Source organism: Streptomyces sp. NPDC026206 (genome assembly GCF_040638465.1).
Taxonomy (GTDB): Bacteria; Actinomycetota; Actinomycetes; order Streptomycetales; family Streptomycetaceae; genus Streptomyces.
In genome coordinates this window covers 83921-103963 of the sequence record NZ_JBEZYL010000017.1, presented here as the reverse complement: position 1 = coordinate 103963, position 20043 = coordinate 83921, and the positions used below count along the sequence as shown (strand labels likewise).

Sequence of the window (20043 nt, the reverse complement as noted above, 5' to 3'; positions counted from 1 at the left end):
TCGGATGCGCCCGGCGTGGTACTGGCTGAGCGTCGGAGCCTTGGTGGCACTGGTGCGGGTGCTGATCACCTACCGGTCCGTGATGGAAGCGTGCGGCCTGGCGGAACGACCGACCCGGCTCCGGATCTGGGTGGCCAAGCTGGCCCGCAGGGAACCCAGCAGGATGGTCCCGCGACTGCGGCGAGTGCGGGTCACCCGGACCGGTCTGATTCTTCGGATCAGGATGCAGCCGGGGCAGGAAGTCCACGACTTCGTGGTAGCCGCAGAACGGCTCAGGCACGCGTGGTTCGCCCACGGTGTGCACATCAGGGCCTTCAGGCCTGGGTGGCTGGAAGTCCGGTTGATCGCCTATGACGTCCTGCGCCAGGTGGTCATGCCCCGTGGGATCACGGGCAGTCTCCTGCGGGTGCCCGTGGCACTGCGTTCGGACGGGCTGCCACACGTGCGAGACTTCCGTAAAACCCCTCATGAGCTCGTCATCGGCGCGACGGAATCAGGTAAGTCCGTCTACCTCCGGGGTCTGGTGAAGGAGCTGGCTCCTCAGCCGGTCGCCCTGCTCGGTATCGACTGCAAATGGGGAGTAGAGCTCTCGCCCTTCGCTCCGCGCCTGTCGGCTCTGGCACCCACTCCGGAGGAATCGGCGCTCCTCCTCGATGTGCTGGTCCAGGAGATGACCGACCGCTATGAGCTGATCCGCGCGGCACAATGCCTCTCATCCGGCACGCCCCTCGAAGAGATCGCCTCCGACGTCTGGGGGCTGCCCGAACATCTCCGCCCGGTCCCGCTGGTGCTGATCGTCGATGAAGTCGCCGAGTTGTTCCTCGTCTCCACAGCGGCCGATGAAAAGCGCCGGGACCACATGGTCACCCAGCTGATCCGCCTTGCTCAGCTCGGCCGTGCCGCAGGGATGTACCTCGAAATTTGCGGACAGCGCTTCGGCTCCGAACTGGGCAAGGGCGCAACCGCGCTGCGGGCCCAGCTCTCGGGTCGTGTCTCACACCGGGTCAATGACGAAGGCTCCGCCAAGATGGCCCTGGCCGACGTCAGTGCCGCTGCCGTGCTCGCCGCGACCTCGATCCCTGAGGATCGCCCCGGCGAAGCGGTGGCCGGCGACTCCTCCGGCGGCTGGACAGTGATCCGCAGCCCACTCACCACCTTGCACGAGGCTACGGCGGCCTGCGCCGAGTACGCCCACATGACGCCGGACATTCCAGCCCTGGCCCCCTTCCGCCCGGACTCGACTGAGGTGCCCGTCGAAGCCCCGGCCCCGGTGCTCGAACCCGCGTAACCCCTCCGCTCCATCGGTCGGCGCGACCGTCTCGCGCCAGGTCCCTACCCCATCCATGCCCGCAACCGGACGCAAAGGAGATCAGCAATGTCCCGACGCACAGACGACTACGACCGCAGTGCCCGCATCACGCGGGATGTCTGCGACTACGCCGAGCGGGACGGGGCGGACGTCGAGTTCGCCAGCGTGATCGTTGACTCGATGCTTGAGCAGGGTCGTCGGGAGCGCCGGGGCGAGTACCCGCCCGAGGGTCACGACTACCCCAACCGGGACCGGTGATCGCCATGATCCCTGACCCGGAGGCCAGGTCGGCTGACGACCACCTGCAACATCACCTCGCCTGCCATGTCGGCGACTACCTCTGCAATCCCGAGCACGACCCGGAGTTCGCTGCGGCCCTCTACTCCACCACGGTCGCCGAGTTCGAGGCCAAGGACTGGGGCGCGTACCCGCCCAACGGCCACGGCTACCCCCGTGAGGAACGGTGATCGCCGTGGTGACGCGGAAGACCACCCGCCGGAAGCCCTCGTCAGAGCCGTGCCCGGACTGCACGGCGGGCCAGGTCTCCGAGGCCTTCAAGGTCGGCGGACGAAAGAAGCTCGAAAGCCCCGACCGGCAGCAAGCCATCTGCCTGACCTGCCTCGGTAGCGGCGAAGTCCCCGCCACCGACTGAACCGCCCCTCTCTCGGGGTCGGGTGGCACAGACCCACCCACCCGGCCCCGGCTCCCGACCTGACGCTCGGAAGGAGGACCGTGCGATGAAGCGACTCTCCCACCGTGACCCGGTGCTGGTGCAAGCCGTGATCGCCGGTGCCCTGTCCTTCGCCCACCTCCACGACATCGCCCAAGCCACCGGACAAGACGGCTGGAAAGGCTGGGCCTACCCCATCTCCGTCGACCTGCTTCTGGTCGCCGCATGGCGCCGCCTCCGCTCCGGCCACGGGGTCCGCCTGGCCTGGGTCTGGTTCCTCGTCGCCCTCACCACCTCTCTTGGTGCAAACGTCGCGACCGCCGGATTCCTGGACCTGGCCCACCCCCCGGCATGGCTGCGGATGCTCGTGGCCGGCTGGCCCGCTGCGGCCTTTCTCGGGGGCACCCTCCTAGCCCATACGCCGCAGCCCCTGGCCGCCGAGCCCACACATGAACCCGCCCGGGCTCCTCTTGCCCCGGCCCCGGAGCCAGCACCATCCATCACAGAACCTCAGAAGGTGATCGAGCCGCCGAGGCCGGAGCGGCAAGAACACCAAGAGCCGGACAGCGACCCGCAGCCCGTCAAGCCCGTGCCCGTGGCGCCCCCTGCTGCGCTGGTCGCCCACGCCCGGAAGCTCGCCGACACCCACAAAGCCACCACCGGACAGCCCATCGACATCGACACCCTGCGCGCCCGCCTCGGTGTCCCCGCATCGATGGCCGAAGCCATCGCCACCCAACTGACCTGACCACCACGAAGGGACCACTCATGCGACGCAAGCGCTTCTGGAACCGCGACCGTGTAGGGCAAATCGAGATCGCTACCCACACCGACCGCCTCGGCCGACTCGCCCACACTGCCGCCTGCACCGCCCCCGGCTGCGACTGGTCCGCCGACTACCTCAACCGCGCCGCCGCCGAACTCGCCGCACAGACCCACCGCTGCGACCCCCGCTGACAGCGGAGAAGGAGACACAGCCGTGAACATCCCGCTCTGGTTCGCCATCGCAGTGATCGGCTACCTCGGCATCAAGCTCACCCGCGTGCCCGCCTGGATGGTTGCCGTCCTCCTGATTGCTGGCTTCCTCCTGGCCGGGAGCTTCTTCAGCGGTGCGATTGAAGCCGGAATCAACGGCGGGGCCTCCGTCCTCGGCGGCTCCAAGTAACCAGCCCAGAAAGGACCGATCATGCTCCGACCCCGAGTCCCGACGAACCCGCTCCCCACCACTACGGCACTCACTACGAACATGGAACTCCAGCCGCAACCGGCTCAGGTCATCTGCCAGCACCACGCACAGGCCCCAGCAACTCCCGCTCGTGGGGGAGTGCGCCTCACGGCGGGCGCCACAGTCGCCGCCATCGGCGCGGGCGCGATCGGCGTGCTCGTCATCGGCGCGGTCCTGGTCGGCATGTTCCTGGCCATCTCCATCACGGCTGGCTCGCTTGCCGTCGTCGCCGTGGTCACGCGCTCGATGCTCAACAGCCAGAGCAAGCGCTAAGCGGCCCCCGGGGCGGCCTCTACCGCCAAGTATCCGCCGCCCCGAGGACCCGACCCCCCCCTTCCCGATCACCAAGACCAGCAAAGGGAGACCTCCATCATGCCCGAGCACAACCATGCCAAAACACGCCACTGCCCCCACTGCGGCGGCTTCTCCGCCGTAGCGGTCACCACCGGACAGCGCACCTTGGCCGGGTACCGCGAGACCGTCACCGCCACCTGTCCGGCCTGCCATGGCACCGGCATCGCGCCCCTGGCGAGCCGGATCAAGGCGGGTGCGGCGTGCTGACCTACATCGACTTCTTCTGCGGTGCGGGCGGCTCCTCCTCCGGCGCCGCCGCCGTCCCCGGCGTCCAGCCCGTGCTTGCCGCCAACCACTGGGACCGAGCGATCACCTCACACGCCGCGAACTTCCCCGACGCCGAGCACTTCACCGGAGACCTGCACGACGCGGACGCCGCCCGGTTCCCGGCCGCTGACCTGTTCTGGGCCTCGCCCGAGTGCCCCCAGTGGTCCAACGCCCGGGGCAAGCGACGCGACTTCGACAAGCAACCCGACCTGTTCGGCGAAACCCTGCCGGACGCCGCCGCCGACCGCTCCCGCGCCCTGATGTGGGACGTCCCCCGCTACCTCGACAGCTCCCACCGGCGCGGTCGTCCGGTCCTCGCCGGGGTGGTCGAGAACGTCATCGACGTACGGGCCTGGGACCTGTGGCAGACCTGGCGCGACGACATCCGCAACCTCGACTACGACACCAAGCTGATCGCGCTGAACTCCATGCACGCCCGCCCGGTCACCACCGAATGGGCGCCGCAATCGCGGGACCGCCTCTACCTCGCCTACTGGCATCGCTCGCTCGGCCGGGCCCCCGAATGGGACAAGTGGTTACGACCCCGGGCCTGGTGCTCGGTGTGCGGGGAGACGGTAAACGCGGTACAGGCGTTCAAGAACCCCCGCCGGGACATGGGGCGCTACCGGCAGCAGTACGTCTACCGCTGCCCCCGCGTCTCCTGCCGCAATACCATCGTGGAGCCCGAAGCCCGGCCGGCTGCGGCCGCCATCGACTGGACCTTGCCCGCAGAACGCATCGCCGACCGCACCAAGCCACTCGCCGCCGCCACCCTGCACCGCATCCGAGCAGGACTGGCCAGGTACGGAGCACCGATCCTCTCCCCGGTGGGCGGCACCTGGCGAACGGACGCCGCGCCGGTCACCAGTCCCATGCCCACACGCACCACGCGCGAAAACGACGGCTTGGCCGTACCCGCGCTCCTGGTCCCCGTCGAAGGCCGGGACGGCAAACACGCCGCACCTGCCACAGCGCCCCTGCGCACCCAAACTGCCCGCAACGAGACCGGCCTCGCCTGGGTGCCCTACCTCATCCCACTCCGAGGCGGCGGCGACAAGGAACGCGCCCGCCCCGTCACCGACGCTCTCACCACGGTCACGGCCTCTGGTAACCATCACGGACTCGTCACCACCTCCGGCTTCACACCCCAGGACGCCGCCCTGCTCGTCCCCTACTACGGCAACGGAGCCGCCCGCCCGGCCGACGCCCCCATCGGAGCATTGACCACACATGACCGTTCCGGCCTTGCCACCACCGACACGATCGCGGTGGACGACGTGCGATTCCGGATGTTGGAACCGGGCGAGATCGGCCGCGCCATGGCCTTCGCAGACAGCTACCGCGTGACCGGCAACAAGCGCGAGAAGGTCCGCCAGTACGGCAACGCCGTCACCCCGCCCGTCGCAGAGATTCTCATCTCCGCCCTCGTCGAAGCCGTCACCGGCGCCCCTCGCGAACGCCAGGAGGTGACCCGATGACTACTCACTCCGCCCGCGCCCTGACCGTGCCCCAGCCCTGGGCGAGCTGCATCGCCCACGGCACGAAGAGGGTCCTGAACCGACCCCAGCCCACCGACTACCGGGGCCCCATCCTCATCCACGCCGGACACACCACCGACCACCGCGCGTGGAACGCACCCCTGGCTCGTCCGTTCGTGCGGCGCCCGCAGCCCGCCGCCGCCATCGTCTCCGTGGCTTGGCTCAACGACTGTCATGCCTATGACGGATACTGCACCCTTTGGTCCGGCCGTGGCCTCTGGCACTGGCGTCTGACCAACGTCACCCCGCTGCCCAAGCCAGTGCCCTGGTCCGGTACCTCTGATCATCTTTGGCTGCCCCCGGCGCCCTTGCTGACCAACCCCCGCATCGTCGACGCGTTGGAGACGACGGCCCGTGCCTGACCTCCTCGACCCGACCACCCTGGGCGACCTGCTCAGGGTGGCTTCGGCCCCAGACTTCCGCCGATGGCAGGAACAGATCCGCCGTACCGGAGGCTGCGCCGACCCGGTCCACCTCCGAGGCTGGACGGTCACCCAAGACGGCACCACCGGCGAGATTCTCCACCGGTACAACACCGCCCATGAACCCGGCGGACGACTCCGCATCGCCTGCGGCAACCGCCGCGCCTCCCGCTGCCCCTCCTGCGCCTGGCTCTACGCCGGGGACACCTACCACCTCATCCGCGCCGGACTCGTCGGCGACGAAAACAAGAACATCCCCGGCAGCGTCCGTGACCGACCCCGGGCCTTCATCACCCTCACCGCTCCCTCCTTCGGCCCCGTCCACAACCAGCCCACCACCGGCCGCTGCCGCTGCGGCATCCACCACCGGGACGGCAACCCCGACCTGGGCACCCCGCTCGACCCGGAAACGTACGACTACGCCGCCGCCGTGATGTTCAACAACCACGCCGGAGATCTCTGGGCCCGCTTCACCCGGCGACTCCGTCGCGAGATCGCTCTACGCGCCGGGATCACCCAGCGCGAGTTCCCGTGGTACCTGCGGATCTCGTTCGGCAAGGTCGCCGAATTCCAGAAACGGGGAGCCGTTCACTTCCACGCCGTCATTCGGCTCGACGGACCAGACCTCTGCCCCGACGCGCTGCCCTCCTGGGCCACCCTCGATCTGCTCACCGACGCGATACACGCTGCCGCCTCGCACCCCTACACCACGGTCAAAGTCCCGCCGAACCCCAAGGCGGGCTACCCCGACGGGTGGTCCCTGCGCTGGGGCACCCAGATCGACATCCGACCTATCCGGGCCTTCGACGCCGGGACCGACATCACGGAACGAGCCGTCGCGTCCTACGTCGCCAAGTACGCAACAAAAGCCGCCGAGACCACCGGCACCCTGGACCGACGCATCGGCGAACTCGCCGAACTCGACCGTCACCAGGTCTCCGCCCACGCCCGCCGACTGATCCGTGCCTGCTACGACCTCGACCAGGCGTACCCCGACCGCCGGCTGTGGGCCTGGGCCCACATGCTTGGCTTCCGAGGCCACTTCTCCACCAAGTCCCGCCAGTACTCCACCACCCTCGGCGCCCTTCGCCAGACCCGCGCCGACTACCGCGCCACCCAGCAACGCCAAGCCCTCGGCCTGCCCGAGTACGACCCGGACGCCGTACTCGTCCTCGCCGACTGGCAGTACGCGGGCCACGGTCACACCCCCGGCGAATCCGCCCTCGCCGCCAGCATCGCCGAAGACATCCGCACCAACCGCGAAACCGCCCGCGAAGCACTCAGCGATCTACACGACCAGGAAGGAGACACCCCATGACCGCCGCAACCGCTGAGCTGCTGACCGTGCGGGAGGTCATGGCGCGGCTCAGGCTCGGGCGTTCCAAGGTCTACGACCTGATCCGTTCCCACCGCCTCATGTCGATCAAGATCGATGGCGCCCGCCGTATCCCCGTCGACGCCGTCCAGGACTTCATCCTCCAGCAGATGGAGGAGGCTGCCTGATGGCTGGCCAACGCAAGCGAAACCCCAACGGCGCGGGAACGATCACCAAGCGCAAAGACGGCAGGTATCAAGCGGCGGTCTACGTGCTCCAGCCGGATGGGACCCGCGCACGCAAGTTCACCTACGGCAAGACCTGGGCCGACTGCGATGTCAAGCGTCGGGAACTGCTCACCAAGGTTGCGAGCGGCGTACCCGTACCCACCCGGTCCGCAAAACTTTGCGAGTGGCTGCCGTACTGGCTGGACAACATCGTCAAGCCCCGCCGGAAGCGCACGACATACGCGAAGTACGAGATGCACGTACGGCTCTACCTGATCCCCCAACTCGGCAAGAAGACCTTGGAGCGACTCGGCGTGCGGGACGTCAGAAAGGCTCTCGCAGAGATCGCCAAGGCCACGACCGCAGCAACCGCCAAGGAGTCACACCGGGTGCTTCGGTCGGCTCTGTCAGCGGCCTGTCGTGAGGAACTGATCGCGCGCAATGTGGTCAAGCTGGTCGAGCCCCCGAAGGCGGACACCTACGAGAGTCAACTCTGGACACTGGACCAGACGTTGCGCTTCGTCCTCACCGCTCGCCGCGATCCGCTTTACGCGGCCTTCATGCTGGCGGTCTGCCTGGGTCTGCGTCGTGGTGAGCTGGTCGGCCTGCGGTGGCAGGACATCGACTTCGACAGTCGGACCCTGCAAGTACGCAAGCAGCGTCAGAGGGCCATGGGCGAGAACTACGAGGACGACACGAAGAACCGTCGCAAACGCACGCTCCCGCTACCAGCGCTCTGCATCGCTCCCCTGCGCTGGCAGCGGATGCGGCAGCAAGCCATGCGAATCAAGGCGGGTGACTCCTGGCAGGAGACAGATCTTGTGTTCACCACTCGTACCGGTCGGCCGATCGAGGGCAGTAACGTCCTGCGTTCCTTCTACCGGCTGACCGCCAAAGCCGGGCTGCCTCGCATCCGTGTGCACGATGCTCGACACGGTGCCGCCACTCTTCTCGCCGTTGGCAACGTGCACCCTCGCGTGGCCATGGAAATCCTCGGGCATAGCAAGATCAGTGTGACCATGGAGATCTACACTCACGTGCCGGATGAGCTGAAGCGCGAGGCGGTCGCTCACATGGATCGGATGCTCGGTCGCCACCGGCGTTGATGTCATCTGCGGATGTCAAAGAGCCCCCAGCCGTGATCGACTGGGGGCTTTCGCACTGGTGGGCACAGACGGATTTGAACCGCCGACATCCGCTTTGTAAGAGCGGCGCTCTACCGCTGAGCTATGCGCCCTGGCACGAAAGGACAGCCTACCTTGCCCCACCCCGGTGCTCGCAAACCCGGCCTCCGGGCCATGGGGGTGCCGGCACCACCCCCGATTCGGCAGTGGTGCTAGCACCACCCCCGATTCGGCAGCTGGCTGCATCCCCGGGGAAGGGCATCGCTCCTACGATCATCCATGCAGGTCAGAGCGTACGAACCTTGATCGGAGACCACCATGCCGTCCCGTTGCCGCCGCGCCGTCCGCATCTCGGCCCTCGCCGGCGCAGCCCTGCTCGCGAGTGCGGCGCTCTCCGGCTGCGGAACGACCGACGCCGACAGCGCCGCTCCGGAGGAGAAGACGTTCTCGGTCAGCGGCCACGAACTCGTCGTGGACTCGGACAACTCGGCCATCGAACTGCTCCCGGCGAGCGGCGGCGGCAAGGACATGAAGGTCACGCGGCGGTTCGACGGATGGGCCCTGGGCGGGTCGGCCGGGGTGTCGTGGGAGATGACGGACGGGAAGACCCTGAAGCTGCGCATGCGGTGCAAGGGGATCACCGTGGGATGCGAGGCCAAGCACCGGATCGAGGTGCCGCGCGGCGTCGCCGTCACGGTCAAGGACCGCAACGGCGCGATCGAGGCGCGGGGCTTCGAGACCGCCCTGAAGGTCGACGCGGACAACGGCGCGGTGGACGTCCGGGACTCCAGCGGGCCGCTCGAACTCAGCACGTCCAACGGACAGATCACCGCCGAGGGCATCCGCTCGCGCAAGGTGTCGGCCACCACGTCGAACGGGGCGATCCGCATCGCCGCCCAGCAGGTGCCGGACCGGATCGAGACCCGGTCCGACAACGGCGCCACCCGCATCACCGTGCCCCGCGCCGGATACAAGGTCGTCACCGGCTCCGGCAACGGCCGGACCAAGGTCGACGTGCCCCGGGACGACGCCTCCGGGCACACGGTCACCGCCCGCAGCGGCAACGGCGCGATCGACATCCGCACCGGCGGCTGACCGGCCCGGCCCGTGTATTCCCTGCGGCCGGATGGGAGAATGGCACCCGGCCTGGGGAGATCCATCGGGAGAGGGCAAGTGACGGCGACGTTCACACGTACGGTGACGGCTGCGGCCCGCGAGAGCCTCGCGCTCGTCCTGCTGCCCCTTCCCCTCCTCGTCGCCGCCGTGGCGACCGCGCCCGCCGCCTTCACCGGGGGCGGTACGCGCCGCTGGGGCCGGGGCCGGGGCGAGAGCCAGCGGGCGGAGGCGCAGGCAGCGAAGGACGCGGCGGCCGCCGCCTTCTACGAGCTGGACACCGCACAGCGCGAGCTGCGGATCTCCATCGAGACGATCACTGCCGTCGACCCCTCGCCGGCCGCCCGCAAGGCGGCCGCCGACTTCGAGGCGTTCGGGCGGCGCGTCGACGAGGTCTCCAGCACCTACATCACCGCCGTCGACGCGCACGACCTGGACCGCGACGACCTGGACGGCGCGGCCGCCGGCCGGGCGCGCGCCGACCTGGCGAAGGCCAAGGACGAGCTCGTACGGGCCAAGGCCGACCTGGAGCGGTTCGGGCAGAGCCTGGGCTCCCTGCTGACACGGGCCGAGAACCAGCTGGCGCAGGTCGCGCCCGCCGTGGAGCGGGCCCGGCAGGGGCTGCTCGCCGCCAGTAACGCCCTGGACGCCGCCCGTGCGACCGGGCTCAAGGCCGACGACCTCGCCGCGCGGCTGGCCGGGCTCTCCCCCGAGCTGACCAAGCTCAACCAGGGCGCGGGCCGGCACGGGGTGCAGGAGACCGTGGTGCGGGCCGAGCGCGTGCAGCGGGAGGCGGAGGCGATCCGCAGCGAGGCCGAGCAGCTGCCGCAGAGAGCGGCGGAGACCGACAAACGGCTCGTCTCCCTGCGGACCCGCGCGCAGGCGCTGACCACGCGCGCGGCGGGCGTCGCCCCCGTCCTGAGCGAGCTGCGGCGCCGCTACACCGCCGCGTGCTGGCAGGACCTGCAGCAGGTGCCGGAGGAGGCGGAGCGCGCGGTCGCGCTGGCGGAGCAGCGGCTGGGCGAGGCCCGGGCGGCCCGGGACGAACAGCGCTGGGCGGACGCCACCTCGCTGCTGGCCACGGTCCGGGCGCTGCTCAACACCACGGACGAGGACGTCTCGGCCGCCGGTGACCGGCTGCGGCGGCTGGACGAGGTGGCGTTCGACCACCACAAGGAGGTCGAGCGGACCCGCTTCGCCATCCGCGACGCCCAGCGGCTCGCGATGGCCGGGCGCAGCACGCCCGATCCGCGCCACGCACGCCCGCTCGACGAGGCGGTGGACCGCCTGGAGCGGGCGGTCGGCGGCCTGGAGGGCCGGCATCCGGACTGGTGGCACTTCCTGACCGAGACGGAGGCCGTTCGCCATTCGGTGGCCCGTGTGGTGCAGGAGATCCGTGAGGAGCGCGGGAAATCCAACCCGTCCGGGGGCGGCTCCCAGCAGTAGCCGGAGGAGCTCAAGGGCACCGTGCGAAGCGCGGTCCGGGGGCCTGGGGGCGTAGCCTCCCCGGACCGGGACGGCGTAGCCTCCCCGGTCCGGGACGGCGTAGCCTCCCCGGTCCGGGAAGGGGCGGGTGAGGCGGGTAGGGCGGGTAGGGGGAAAGCACCCCCGGGCTCCCCTGGCTAAGCTGCCCCCATGCCCCGTTACGAATACCGCTGCAAGCCCTGCGGCAGCACCTTCGAGCTGAACCGCCCCATGGCCGAGTCGTCGGCCCCCGCCACCTGCCCGGACGGGCACACGGACACCGTCAAGCTGCTCTCCACCGTCGCCGTCACCGGCACGGCGGGTGCTGCGCCCGCCCCTCAGCCGGCCGGTGGCTGCTGCGGGGGCGGCGGCTGCGGCTGACCCCGCGACAGGGCGTCACCGTCAGCCCACCCGGCGCGCCAGGGTCAGGCCGTCCGCGACGGTCAGCATGACCGACTCCATCCGCCGGTCCGCGGCCGCGTGCTCGTTGAACGCCCTGATGTGCGCGCCCGGACCGCTCGTCACGGCCGGGTCGGCGGCCTGGCCCATGAACAGGACGTTGTCCACGACGATCAGGCCGCCGGGGCGCAGCCGGGGCACCAGCTGCTCCCAGTAGTCGATGTAGCCGTCCTTGTTCGCGTCGAGGAAGGCCAGGTCGACGTGCGGCTCGGCGGGCAGGGCGCGCAGCGACTGAAGGGCGGGCGCGATGCGCAGGTCGATGCGGTCCGCCACCCCGGCCTTCGCCCATGCCTCGCGGGCGTGGGCCGTCCACTCCTGCGAGATGTCCAGGGTGATCAGCCGGCCGTCGGCGGGCAGCGCCTGCGCCATGGCCAGGGCGGACAGCCCGGTGAAGGTGCCGACCTCCACGACCTGCCGGGCGCCGGTGAGCCGGACGAGGAAGGCCAGCAGCGGGGCCTGCTCCTGGGCCACCTGCTTGATCGCCTCATCGGGGAAGAGGGCGTGGGTGGACTCGACCAGGGCGCGCTGCACGGGGTCGAGGGGCGGGTTGTGGGCGAGCACGTACGCGTACAGCTCGGGGGTGAGCGGAGCGCTCTTGGTCTCGGGCACGCGATCTCCTCGTCGACTCGTCGGAGGGCAACGGAGTTGAAGGACACGGTGACGCGTCCCCGAGAGTAGTGCCTCGCGGTGCGGGCACGGCCGCGGCGGCTACCGCCCCGCGAACGCCCGCAGGATTTCCTCCCCCGCCGCCACGCCCCGCGTCGGGAGCGCGGTCACGTGCGGGGCGCTCCAGCCCACGTCGGCCAGCTCGCCGTGGCCCGGCCGCCAGGCGCGGTCGGCGGCCAGCAGCAGATCGGCGTCCAGCAGCGAGTCACCGGCGGCGAGCACCTCGGTCGCGTCCGTGCGGCGCGCCACTTCCGCCATCGCCGCGCTCTTGGTGAGCGGCTTGGGCACGGCGTAGACCTTGCGGCCCTGCAGCGAGACCGTCCAGCCCCGTTCGCCGGCCCATACGGCCAGCTCCTTCACCCAGGCGTCGGGCAGCAGCTGCCGGTCGACGACGAGGTACGCGAACAGGTCCGCGGCCGTGCGCGCCTTGAGCAGCCACGCCGGGTCGGCCGTCCGCACCAGGCGCTCGTGGACCTCCTCCAGCGAGGCGCACTCGGCGGCCAGCGACCGGCGCACCCGCGCACGCCAGCCGAGGTCGGGCTCCCCGTGGACGAGCACCTCCCCGCCGTTGGCGCAGATCGCGAACTCGGGTGCGGGCCCGGGCAGGTGGATGCGGCGGTACTGCTCGGGCGTGCGGGTGGTGGTGGGGACGAAGGTGACGGTGCGGGCGAGCTCGGCGAGCAGCGCTGCGGCGGCCTCCGTCATGTAGGAGAGCGGCTTCTGTTCGTACATCTCCACGCACAGCAGGCGGGGCGCCTGCGCGTCCGGCATGGACAGGGCCAGTGCGGCGGTGGAGTAGATGAGCGTGCGGTCGAGGTCGCTGGCGACGAGCGTGCGGGCGGCGGTCACTGTGCGGCCACCGCCTTGCCGTCGGCGCCGGTCGCGCCCCGGGTGAAGCGGGGGTGGATCAGGCCCACGCAGCTGTACGGCAGGCCCTCCACCTCCTCGACCGGCACACCCCGCTGCGCGGCCAGCAGCCGCACATGGTCCAGGTCGGCTCCCACGCTGCGCTGGGCGAGGATCTTCCAGGGGACGCGGCGCAGCAGCACGCGTGTGGTCTCACCGACGCCCGGCTTGACGAGGTTGACGTCGTGGATGCCGTACTCGTCACTGATGCGCTCGACCGCCGCCCACCCGGCCCAGGTGGGGGTGCGGTCCGCGGCGGCCATCTCCTTGACGTCGAGGGCGACGTCCTGTCCGACCTCGGCGAAGCGGGCGGTGACGGTGTCGAGGAAGGAGCGGGAGACGTCGGCGTCCGCCAGCTCCCGGTAGTACTTCGCGCCGTGGAAGTCGTGCGGCCCCACGAGGTCCGCGCGCAGCACCGTGCGGGAGATCAGGCCCGAGACGGTGGAGTTGAGGCAGGCGGAGGGGATGAGGAAGTCGTCGCGCGTGCCGTAGGTCTCCACGCAGTGGCCCGGATCGGCGAGCACGGCGATGCGCGGGTCGAAGCCGGGGCCCCCTTGGCCGGGCCGATGGGCCGCGAGGGCGTCGGCGAGTTCGCGGGTGATCGCGCCCTTGCCCGTCCAGCCGTCGACGAAGACGACGTCGGAGGGGTCGTGGTGAGCGGCCAGCCAGCGCAGGGCGTTGGGGTCGATGCCCCGGCCCCGCACGATGGACACGGCGTAGTGCGGCAGGTCCAGACCGTGCGCGTGCCGCGCCCAGCGGCGCATCAGCACCCCTACGGGCGTGCCGGCCCGGGCCAGCGACACCAGGACGGGCCGCGGCGTCCGCTCGGCCAGCACGGTCTCGGTGACCACGCCGACGGCCCGTGCAACGCGGGCCGCGGAGGACTCGAGAGCCGAGTGGTAGAGCGCCTGGTAGCGCTCGCTGGGCTGGTACTCGACCGGCAGCGACTCGGCGTAGTGTGCGCCGCCGCTCTGGATGGCCTCCTCCCGCTCCTCGGTGGGCGCCTCGAGGTCCACGGCGGAGAGGTCCTGCAGCAGCCAGCCGACGTCCTCGGAGTCGTACGAGGAGAAGGCGGGGCCGCGGAGGGGTTCGGGCATGGGTGGGGCAGCCTCGGGGGTGTAGGAGGGGATGACGGCGAGCAGCAGGTGGCCGGTGTGCGGGCCGAGCACGTCCAGCAGGCCGCCCGGCGCGTGCAGTTCGGGGGTGTCCACCGTGGAGTCGACGACCACGACGACGGCGTCGAAACGGCCGCCCGCGACGTTGTACGCGTACCGCTCGCCTTCGTGCGTGGAGAAGGTGAGCCGCGACCGGATCGCGTAGCCGGGGTCGTCGACGGCGAGGACGGGCGAACGGGTGGTGGTGGAGAACCGCACGTCGGCGAGCGCGGGTTCGAGCGCCTGCGCGAGCCGCAGCGGCGCGTACATCAGCTCCTCGTTGCCGAGGACGAGGACGCGCTCGGTGCCTGCCGGGAGGGCGTCGCGGACACGGGCCGCCATGCGCGGCAGCGCGGCTTCCAGGCGCGTCCGGTGCGTGGGGGTGAAGCCGTGGCGGCCGCCGTCGGGCAGGCCGGCGGGCCAGCCGAGGCCGACGCGGGCCGTCAGCTGCGGTGGGCCCGGCACCGCCGAACCGGACGGCAGGGGGCTGAGCACCGTTGCGGCGGGGACAAGAGCCCCTGGCCCGCCCCTTCCCGAAACCGGGGCTCCGCCCCGGACCCCGGGGGCCCGGGGGCTTGCCCTCGGTTTCGGGAAGGGGCGGGCCAGGGGACTGTTCTCCGCCGCAGCGGCGCTGGGCCCCGACGGCGCGGTCCGGCGGTCATCACCGGCCGGGACCGGTGACGCCTCGTACCGGGCGACCAGCTCCCGCCCCCGTTCCAGCACCCCCGCCGGCAGGCGCACCGTGCCCTGGGCGAGCGCGATCAGGTCCACACGGGCACCCAGCTCGTCCGCGAACTCCTCCAGACGGGCCCGGTCCCGGGCCGACCGCATGTCGACGAGGGCGACGACCACGTACCGCTCACGCGGGAAGCGCGCGTGCAGCGCCGCGATCGTGTTCAGGACCGTCCGCCCCGTCGAGAACTCGTCGTCGACGAGCACCAGCGGGCCGTCGCCCGAGAAGAACCGCGGATCCTCCGGCAGCAGCAGGTGCGACGTGGCGTGGCTGTGCTCCTCCTCGAAGCCGCCCACCGGGGCGACGCCCGGCACCTCGCGGCGCGTGGAGTGCAGGCAGGGCGCGAGGCCGATGCCGTCCGCCACCGCGTGGCCCAGGCCCGTGGCGGTCTCGGCGTAGCCCAGCACGACCGCCCGCGCGGCGTCCGCCTCGCCCAGCAGCTCCCGCACCCGGCGGCCGAGGCCGGCCCCGGCCTCGTACACGACACCGGGGCGCTGCGGCACGTGCTTGCCCAGCACGTTGGAGACGAGCAGGTGCGCCCGCTTGGGGTTGCGGCGCAGCGCCAGGCCCAGCAGCTCCGGCAGCCGGGCGTCACCCTCCAGCCCGACGCCCAGCCGCCGCGCGACCCACTGTCCCGACCACACCACGGGCGAACTCTCCTTCATCGTGGAACTCATACGTCCTGCAATCCCGCGGCCAGCAGCTCCACGAAGCTCACATTCTCCCGGGCGACGCCGAACACCTCGGCACGCAGCACGGTCCGCTCGGCCCAGGCGCGGTGCGGTTTCACTTCGTTCATCTTGTTCGTATAGGCGGAGCGCAGTACTCCACCACCGTCGCGTTCCGGCCGCAGGATGTCCTGGGCGTCGCTGAACTCCTCGTGGCTGACGACGGACAGCGCATGCACGGGGGCGACGTGCGAAGGGTGGATGCAGGTCTTGCCCTGCAGGCCGTTGGCGCGGTCCAGCTGGATCTCGCGCAGGAGGCCGTCCATGTCGTGCTCGATCAGGGCGGTGCGCAGGGCCTCGGCGGGGCCGGCGAAGGGGCTGCGGCGCAGCTGGGGCTTGAACATCCGCTCGGGCTGCGGGAAGTACTCCCAGACCGGGCCGGTGACGGTGAAGCCGCTGCCGTCGGCGCGGCCGAGGACGTTGACGACGTCGGCGATGACGGAGGCGACGATCTGGACGTCGTACGCGGTCATGTCGGGCGCCCGGCGCAGCCCGTAGGCGGAGCAGAAATCGGTCACGCCCAGCCGCAGTGCCAGCACGCGGTCGCGGTACTTGTCGACGGCCCGGGCGATGCCGGCGAGGGTCTCGGTGCGGGTCTCCAGGTGCAGCAGTTCCGGCGATTCGAGCACGGGCATGGCGAACAGCCGCCGCCCCGAGGCCGTCTCCGCTTCGGCGAGCGCCTCAAGGAACGGAAGCCCTCGCTCCTCGGTGAACTTCGGCAGTACGAATCCGGACAGCAGCCGCCCGGCGGGGCCGAGCCGCCGCACGAGGTCGGTGATCTGCGCGGGCCGGCGGACCCGGATGAACAGCAGGGGGAGCCCGCCCCCCGCCTCCTTCTCGGCGTCGGCCAGCTCGGTGAACCGGCGGACCAGGTTCTCCTCGGCGCCGACGACGTCCGCGTCGCCGATGGAGTCCTCCAGGCACAGGACCATGGAGACCACCCCGCGTCGCGCCTGCTTCACGACGTCCACGGCGAGCGTGGTGCGCGTGGCGGGGCTGTAGAGCGTGGCACCGAGGGCGGCTGCGAGCGTACGGGCGGGGGAACCGGCGGTGAATTCACCCGGCTCCTTATGGAACAGCCCACTCCGCACCGCAGGCGCAAGGTGTCCGAAATGCCTCATTGCTCTCCCCGAATGCCACAGCCTGGGCGCCTTCCCCCCGGCCCGGCCGGCGCGGAAGTGTGGCCGATTATCGTACGTCCGGGAGTGGGTCAAGAGTTCCCCAATTCCGTTAAAAGCTCATGACCAGCGCGGATCCATCCGGTAAGTGATCGAGTGGCGCGAGAAGGCCCGGTCGCCCCCTGCGTTGTCCCCGGGCCGCACGGGAGGGCAGGATTGCGGGCATGACGCACGCGATGCTGAAGGGGTCGAACATCCCGCTGGACGCCCCGACCGTGCGGGCCGTACTGCGCTGGACTCCCGGCCCGGGCGTCCCGGACGTGGACGCCTCCGCCCTCCTGCTGGGCGACGAGGGCCGTGTGCGCTCGGACGAGGACTTCGTCTTCTACAACCAGCCCCGCCACCCCTCCGGCCTGGTCCGGCACCTGCCCAAGAAACGACTGGCCGAAGGGGCGACGGACTCGGTCGAGGCCGACCTGTCGGCGCTGGACGCCTCCGTGGCGCGCGTCGTGCTCGCGGCCTCGGCCGACGGCGGGCCCTTCGGGCTCGTCCGGGACCTGTGCGTGCTGCTGTACGACTCGGCGCGCGGCGGCACGGGAACGGCCGAGGTGGCGCCCATCGCGCGCTTCGACGTACGGGCCGAGACGGGCGACGAGACCGCGATGCTCTGCGGCGAGCTCTACCGGCGCGGGGACGGCTGGAAGTTCCGTGCGCTCGGCCAGGGGTACGCCTCGGGTCTCGTGGGACTGGCCACGGAGTTCGGCATCTCGGTCGAGGAGCAGGAGGGGCCGGAGGAGCCCGGCGGCCGTCCGGACGGAACGGGCGGCACAGGCGGGCGCGAGCAGGCGGCCGCCGCCCCGGACGCCGCACCCGAGTCCGTAGCCCTCACGCCCCGGGCCCAGACGCCCTCCCCCTCCCCAGCATCCGCATCCGCATCCGGCTACGCCTATCCGCCGCCGCCCTCCGCACCGCCCGTCGTTCCACCGCCCTCGCAGCCCGTGCCCCTGCCCGGAGCCACGCCGGAGCCCGCCTACGGCTATCCGCAGTACCCGCCGGCCCCGGCGGCCCAGCCGTCGTACGGCTACCCGCAGCAGCACCGGACACCGCAGACGCCCCAGCCGTCCTATGGCTACCCGCAGCAGCCCGCACCCGACCCGGCCTTCCGACTGCCCCCGCAGGGACCGCAGTTCCAGCCGCAGTTCCAGCCCGGCCGCTGACCCGGTGCCGGCCCCCGGCCGGCACCGGCCCCTCAGCCCCTCAGCCCCTCACACCTTGCTCTTGTAACCCCGCCCCCACTGCAGCCCCCACCCGTAGAGCCGGTCCAGCTCCGACTGGAAGCCGTACACGTACTTCATCTCGCGCCGCACGACGATCTCGCCCTTGATGTTCTCGATCAGCACCACCGCGCAGGAGCGCGCCTCGGGAGCGCGCTCGTCGAGCGCGACCTCCAGGCGCGGGCCGTTGCCGGGGTAGAGCGTCACCGTGGCGTGCGTGCGGTCGAACGCCGGGGTGCCGTCGTAGATGTAGACGAAGACCAGCAGCCGCTTGATCTGGTCGCGGTGGTCCATGTTGATGTAGATCGTCTCGCCCGATCCCGACCCGAACCGGTCGTCACCGCTGAGCTGAACATACGGCGGCGAGTTGACGCTGCCGAGTATGTTCCCGAGCGGCTGGACTACGCCCTTGGAACCGTCCTGCAGCTCGTACATACAGGCGAGGTCGAGGTCGACATTGACCATGGCCGGGCCCTGCGCCTGTACGACCTGCGGGGTGAACTTGCGCAGCGGGTGCCGCAGCCCGGCGACGAACGAGGGGCGCTCGTCGAAGTCCGAGGTACGCATCCGCCAGGACAGGTTGACGCGCAGGTTTCCGGTGACCGCACCCTGTTTGGTCAGCGAGAACGTGGGACGTCGCTTGGTCAGTTCGACAGCGCCACTGGCGCCGCCGACGTCGAATTGGCGCGCGGCGGCGCTCCCCCAGTTCCCGAAGAGCTTCTCCCAGATCGCCATTGCCGTTACCCCCACCACTTCGAGCACACATGCCACGGGGCGGCCGCGAGGATGATCCTCGCGACCGCCCCGGTGAGAGCGTTCCTCAAATGTGCCGGGGTCACACCCCGGACGACACCTCGGCCTTCGCACCGGATCCGTCGCCGGGCCCGGCCTCCTTGCGGTTGCGCACGATGGAGGACAGGAACGACAGGCCGATCAGCACGACGCCGACGAGGCCGGTGATGACGTCGTTGATCTCGTACTTGATGGTGATCAGCAGGATGACGGCGAGCGCGCCGATGGCGTAGTGCGCGCCGTGCTCCAGGTACACGTAGTCGTCCAGGGTGCCCTTGCGGACGAGGAAGACCGTGAGGGAGCGGATGTACATCGCGCCGATGCCCAGACCAAGGGCCATCTCGAAGATGTCGTTGGTGATGGCGAAGGCGCCGATGACACCGTCGAAGGAGAAGGACGCGTCGATGACCTCGAGGTAGAGGAACATGAAGAACGCGGCCTTGCCGGCCAGGCCGACGACCGAGCCGCCGCTCTTCCTCGCGGCCTGCTCCTCGGCCTCCTCGTCCTCCTCCGCCTCTTCGAGACGGTCCTCGAAGAATCCGGAGACGCCGCCGACGACCAGGTACGTCACCAGGCCGCCGATGCCGGCCAGCAGCACGGTCGCGGCCTTGTCGATCGTGCCCTCACCGCCGTGCACGGGGACGGACGTGGCGACGGTGGTGGCGGCGACCATCAGGACGACGAGCGCGACGACCGTGGAGAGCGTCTCCAGCTTGCCCAGCCGCGCCAGCGGCTTCTCCAGCCACGCCAGCCACTTGATGTCCCGGTCCTCGAGGATGAAGTCCAGGAAGATCATGAGCAGGAAGATGCCGCCGAAGGCGGCGATCGCCGGGTGGGCGCTGGTGACCAGCTGCTCGTAGCGGTCATGGTCCTGGATGGCGACCTTGACCGCCTCGATCGGCCCCAGCTTGGCGGTGATGGCCACGATGACGACCGGGAAGACGAGCCTCATGCCGAAGACGGCGATGAGGATGCCGAACGTCAGGAACATCTTCTGCCAGAACGGGTTCATCTTCCGGAGGATTCCGGCGTTGATGACCGCGTTGTCGAACGAGAGCGAGATCTCCAGGACGGAGAGGATCGCGACGATCGCCAGCCCCTGCCACCCCCAGAGGACGCCGGCCAAGGCCAGGCCGGCCGCCGTGATGGCGAACGACCAACCAAAGGTTTTCAGGAGCACTGGCT

General features: G+C 70.7%; 24 protein-coding genes and 1 tRNA gene. 18 read left to right on the top strand and 7 right to left on the bottom strand.

Going from position 1 to position 20043, the window contains the following annotated elements; translation table 11 throughout:
- The first annotated feature begins 4 nt into the window (after nucleotides 1-4).
- The 14 genes from AB0F13_RS22510 to AB0F13_RS22445 all read left to right on the top strand — a co-directional run bounded on the left by AB0F13_RS22510 (nucleotide 5) and on the right by AB0F13_RS22445 (nucleotide 8433).
- Nucleotides 5-1288 carry an FtsK/SpoIIIE domain-containing protein gene (locus tag AB0F13_RS22510; protein ID WP_362085207.1) on the top strand — a complete coding sequence of 428 codons (1284 nt, stop codon included), beginning with the start codon at nucleotides 5-7 and terminating at the stop codon, nucleotides 1286-1288.
- A gap of 87 nt (nucleotides 1289-1375) precedes the next feature.
- A complete protein-coding gene (locus tag AB0F13_RS22505; RefSeq protein WP_362085082.1) occupies nucleotides 1376-1567 on the top strand; it encodes a hypothetical protein in 192 nt (63 codons plus the stop codon).
- Between the two features lie 5 nt (nucleotides 1568-1572).
- A complete protein-coding gene (locus AB0F13_RS22500) occupies nucleotides 1573-1776 on the top strand; it encodes a hypothetical protein (RefSeq protein WP_362085079.1) in 204 nt (67 codons plus the stop codon).
- A gap of 5 nt (nucleotides 1777-1781) precedes the next feature.
- Nucleotides 1782-1961 (top strand): hypothetical protein, encoded by a 180-nt coding sequence (locus AB0F13_RS22495; RefSeq protein ID WP_362085076.1) that lies wholly within the window; start codon nucleotides 1782-1784, stop codon nucleotides 1959-1961.
- A gap of 85 nt (nucleotides 1962-2046) precedes the next feature.
- Complete coding sequence (locus AB0F13_RS22490) at nucleotides 2047-2727, top strand: DUF2637 domain-containing protein (RefSeq protein WP_362085073.1); 681 nt, start codon at nucleotides 2047-2049, stop codon at nucleotides 2725-2727.
- 20 nt (nucleotides 2728-2747) lie between these two features.
- Nucleotides 2748-2936 carry a mobile element transfer protein gene (locus tag AB0F13_RS22485; protein WP_362085070.1) on the top strand — a complete coding sequence of 63 codons (189 nt, stop codon included), beginning with the start codon at nucleotides 2748-2750 and terminating at the stop codon, nucleotides 2934-2936.
- Nucleotides 2937-2958: 22 nt separating this feature from the next.
- The gene (locus tag AB0F13_RS22480; protein ID WP_362085067.1) at nucleotides 2959-3144 is read left to right on the top strand and encodes a hypothetical protein; all 186 of its coding nucleotides are present in this window, start codon (nucleotides 2959-2961) and stop codon (nucleotides 3142-3144) included.
- Nucleotides 3145-3165: 21 nt separating this feature from the next.
- Nucleotides 3166-3477 (top strand): SpdD-like protein, encoded by a 312-nt coding sequence (locus AB0F13_RS22475; RefSeq protein ID WP_362085064.1) that lies wholly within the window; start codon nucleotides 3166-3168, stop codon nucleotides 3475-3477.
- A gap of 99 nt (nucleotides 3478-3576) precedes the next feature.
- Entirely contained in the window at nucleotides 3577-3765 is a 189-nt protein-coding gene (locus AB0F13_RS22470; protein ID WP_362085061.1) for a hypothetical protein, read from the top strand.
- Nucleotides 3759-5303 (top strand): DNA cytosine methyltransferase, encoded by a 1545-nt coding sequence (locus AB0F13_RS22465; protein ID WP_362085058.1) that lies wholly within the window; start codon nucleotides 3759-3761, stop codon nucleotides 5301-5303. Before AB0F13_RS22470 ends, AB0F13_RS22465 begins: the two co-directional genes overlap by 7 nt.
- A complete protein-coding gene (locus AB0F13_RS22460) occupies nucleotides 5300-5725 on the top strand; it encodes a hypothetical protein (RefSeq protein ID WP_362085056.1) in 426 nt (141 codons plus the stop codon). Before AB0F13_RS22465 ends, AB0F13_RS22460 begins: the two co-directional genes overlap by 4 nt.
- The gene (gene repSA, locus AB0F13_RS22455; RefSeq protein WP_362085053.1) at nucleotides 5718-7103 is read left to right on the top strand and encodes a replication initiator protein RepSA; all 1386 of its coding nucleotides are present in this window, start codon (nucleotides 5718-5720) and stop codon (nucleotides 7101-7103) included. The genes AB0F13_RS22460 and repSA overlap by 8 nt, the downstream gene beginning before the upstream one ends.
- Entirely contained in the window at nucleotides 7100-7288 is a 189-nt protein-coding gene (locus tag AB0F13_RS22450; RefSeq protein ID WP_362085050.1) for a helix-turn-helix domain-containing protein, read from the top strand. The genes repSA and AB0F13_RS22450 overlap by 4 nt, the downstream gene beginning before the upstream one ends.
- The gene (locus AB0F13_RS22445; protein ID WP_362085047.1) at nucleotides 7288-8433 is read left to right on the top strand and encodes a site-specific integrase; all 1146 of its coding nucleotides are present in this window, start codon (nucleotides 7288-7290) and stop codon (nucleotides 8431-8433) included. The genes AB0F13_RS22450 and AB0F13_RS22445 overlap by 1 nt, the downstream gene beginning before the upstream one ends.
- Nucleotides 8434-8489: 56 nt before the next feature.
- Here AB0F13_RS22445 and AB0F13_RS22440 read toward each other — a convergent pair.
- Nucleotides 8490-8564 (bottom strand) — tRNA-Val (locus AB0F13_RS22440).
- 205 nt (nucleotides 8565-8769) lie between these two features.
- On the opposite strand from AB0F13_RS22440, the gene AB0F13_RS22435 reads away from it, so the two are divergent.
- The 3 genes from AB0F13_RS22435 to AB0F13_RS22425 all read left to right on the top strand — a co-directional run bounded on the left by AB0F13_RS22435 (nucleotide 8770) and on the right by AB0F13_RS22425 (nucleotide 11409).
- Nucleotides 8770-9546 (top strand): DUF4097 family beta strand repeat-containing protein, encoded by a 777-nt coding sequence (locus tag AB0F13_RS22435; protein WP_362085044.1) that lies wholly within the window; start codon nucleotides 8770-8772, stop codon nucleotides 9544-9546.
- 78 nt (nucleotides 9547-9624) lie between these two features.
- Nucleotides 9625-11010 (top strand): hypothetical protein, encoded by a 1386-nt coding sequence (locus AB0F13_RS22430; protein WP_362085041.1) that lies wholly within the window; start codon nucleotides 9625-9627, stop codon nucleotides 11008-11010.
- Between the two features lie 189 nt (nucleotides 11011-11199).
- Complete coding sequence (locus tag AB0F13_RS22425; protein ID WP_362085038.1) at nucleotides 11200-11409, top strand: zinc ribbon domain-containing protein; 210 nt, start codon at nucleotides 11200-11202, stop codon at nucleotides 11407-11409.
- 21 nt (nucleotides 11410-11430) lie between these two features.
- Here the strand turns inward: AB0F13_RS22425 and AB0F13_RS22420 are convergent, their stop codons facing one another.
- The 4 genes from AB0F13_RS22420 to AB0F13_RS22405 all read right to left on the bottom strand — a co-directional run bounded on the left by AB0F13_RS22420 (nucleotide 11431) and on the right by AB0F13_RS22405 (nucleotide 16795).
- Entirely contained in the window at nucleotides 11431-12096 is a 666-nt protein-coding gene (locus AB0F13_RS22420; RefSeq protein ID WP_362085035.1) for a class I SAM-dependent methyltransferase, read from the bottom strand.
- Nucleotides 12097-12195: 99 nt separating this feature from the next.
- Nucleotides 12196-13002 carry an HAD family hydrolase gene (locus AB0F13_RS22415; RefSeq protein ID WP_362085033.1) on the bottom strand — a complete coding sequence of 269 codons (807 nt, stop codon included), beginning with the start codon at nucleotides 13000-13002 and terminating at the stop codon, nucleotides 12196-12198.
- Nucleotides 12999-15623: a phosphoribosyltransferase gene (locus AB0F13_RS22410; protein WP_362085030.1), complete on the bottom strand. Its 2625-nt coding sequence runs from the start codon at nucleotides 15621-15623 to the stop codon at nucleotides 12999-13001. The genes AB0F13_RS22415 and AB0F13_RS22410 overlap by 4 nt, the downstream gene beginning before the upstream one ends.
- The gene (locus tag AB0F13_RS22405; RefSeq protein ID WP_362085027.1) at nucleotides 15620-16795 is read right to left on the bottom strand and encodes an HpcH/HpaI aldolase/citrate lyase family protein; all 1176 of its coding nucleotides are present in this window, start codon (nucleotides 16793-16795) and stop codon (nucleotides 15620-15622) included. The genes AB0F13_RS22410 and AB0F13_RS22405 overlap by 4 nt, the downstream gene beginning before the upstream one ends.
- 221 nt (nucleotides 16796-17016) lie before the next feature.
- Between AB0F13_RS22405 and AB0F13_RS22400 the strand changes: the two genes are divergently transcribed.
- Entirely contained in the window at nucleotides 17017-18009 is a 993-nt protein-coding gene (locus AB0F13_RS22400) for a TerD family protein (protein ID WP_362085024.1), read from the top strand.
- 48 nt (nucleotides 18010-18057) lie between these two features.
- On the opposite strand, the gene AB0F13_RS22395 is transcribed toward AB0F13_RS22400, so the two are convergent.
- Both AB0F13_RS22395 and AB0F13_RS22390 read right to left on the bottom strand, forming a co-directional pair.
- Entirely contained in the window at nucleotides 18058-18801 is a 744-nt protein-coding gene (locus AB0F13_RS22395; protein WP_362085021.1) for a Tellurium resistance, read from the bottom strand.
- Between the two features lie 100 nt (nucleotides 18802-18901).
- Nucleotides 18902-20038 carry a DUF475 domain-containing protein gene (locus tag AB0F13_RS22390; protein ID WP_362085018.1) on the bottom strand — a complete coding sequence of 379 codons (1137 nt, stop codon included), beginning with the start codon at nucleotides 20036-20038 and terminating at the stop codon, nucleotides 18902-18904.
- Nucleotides 20039-20043: the final 5 nt, after the last annotated feature.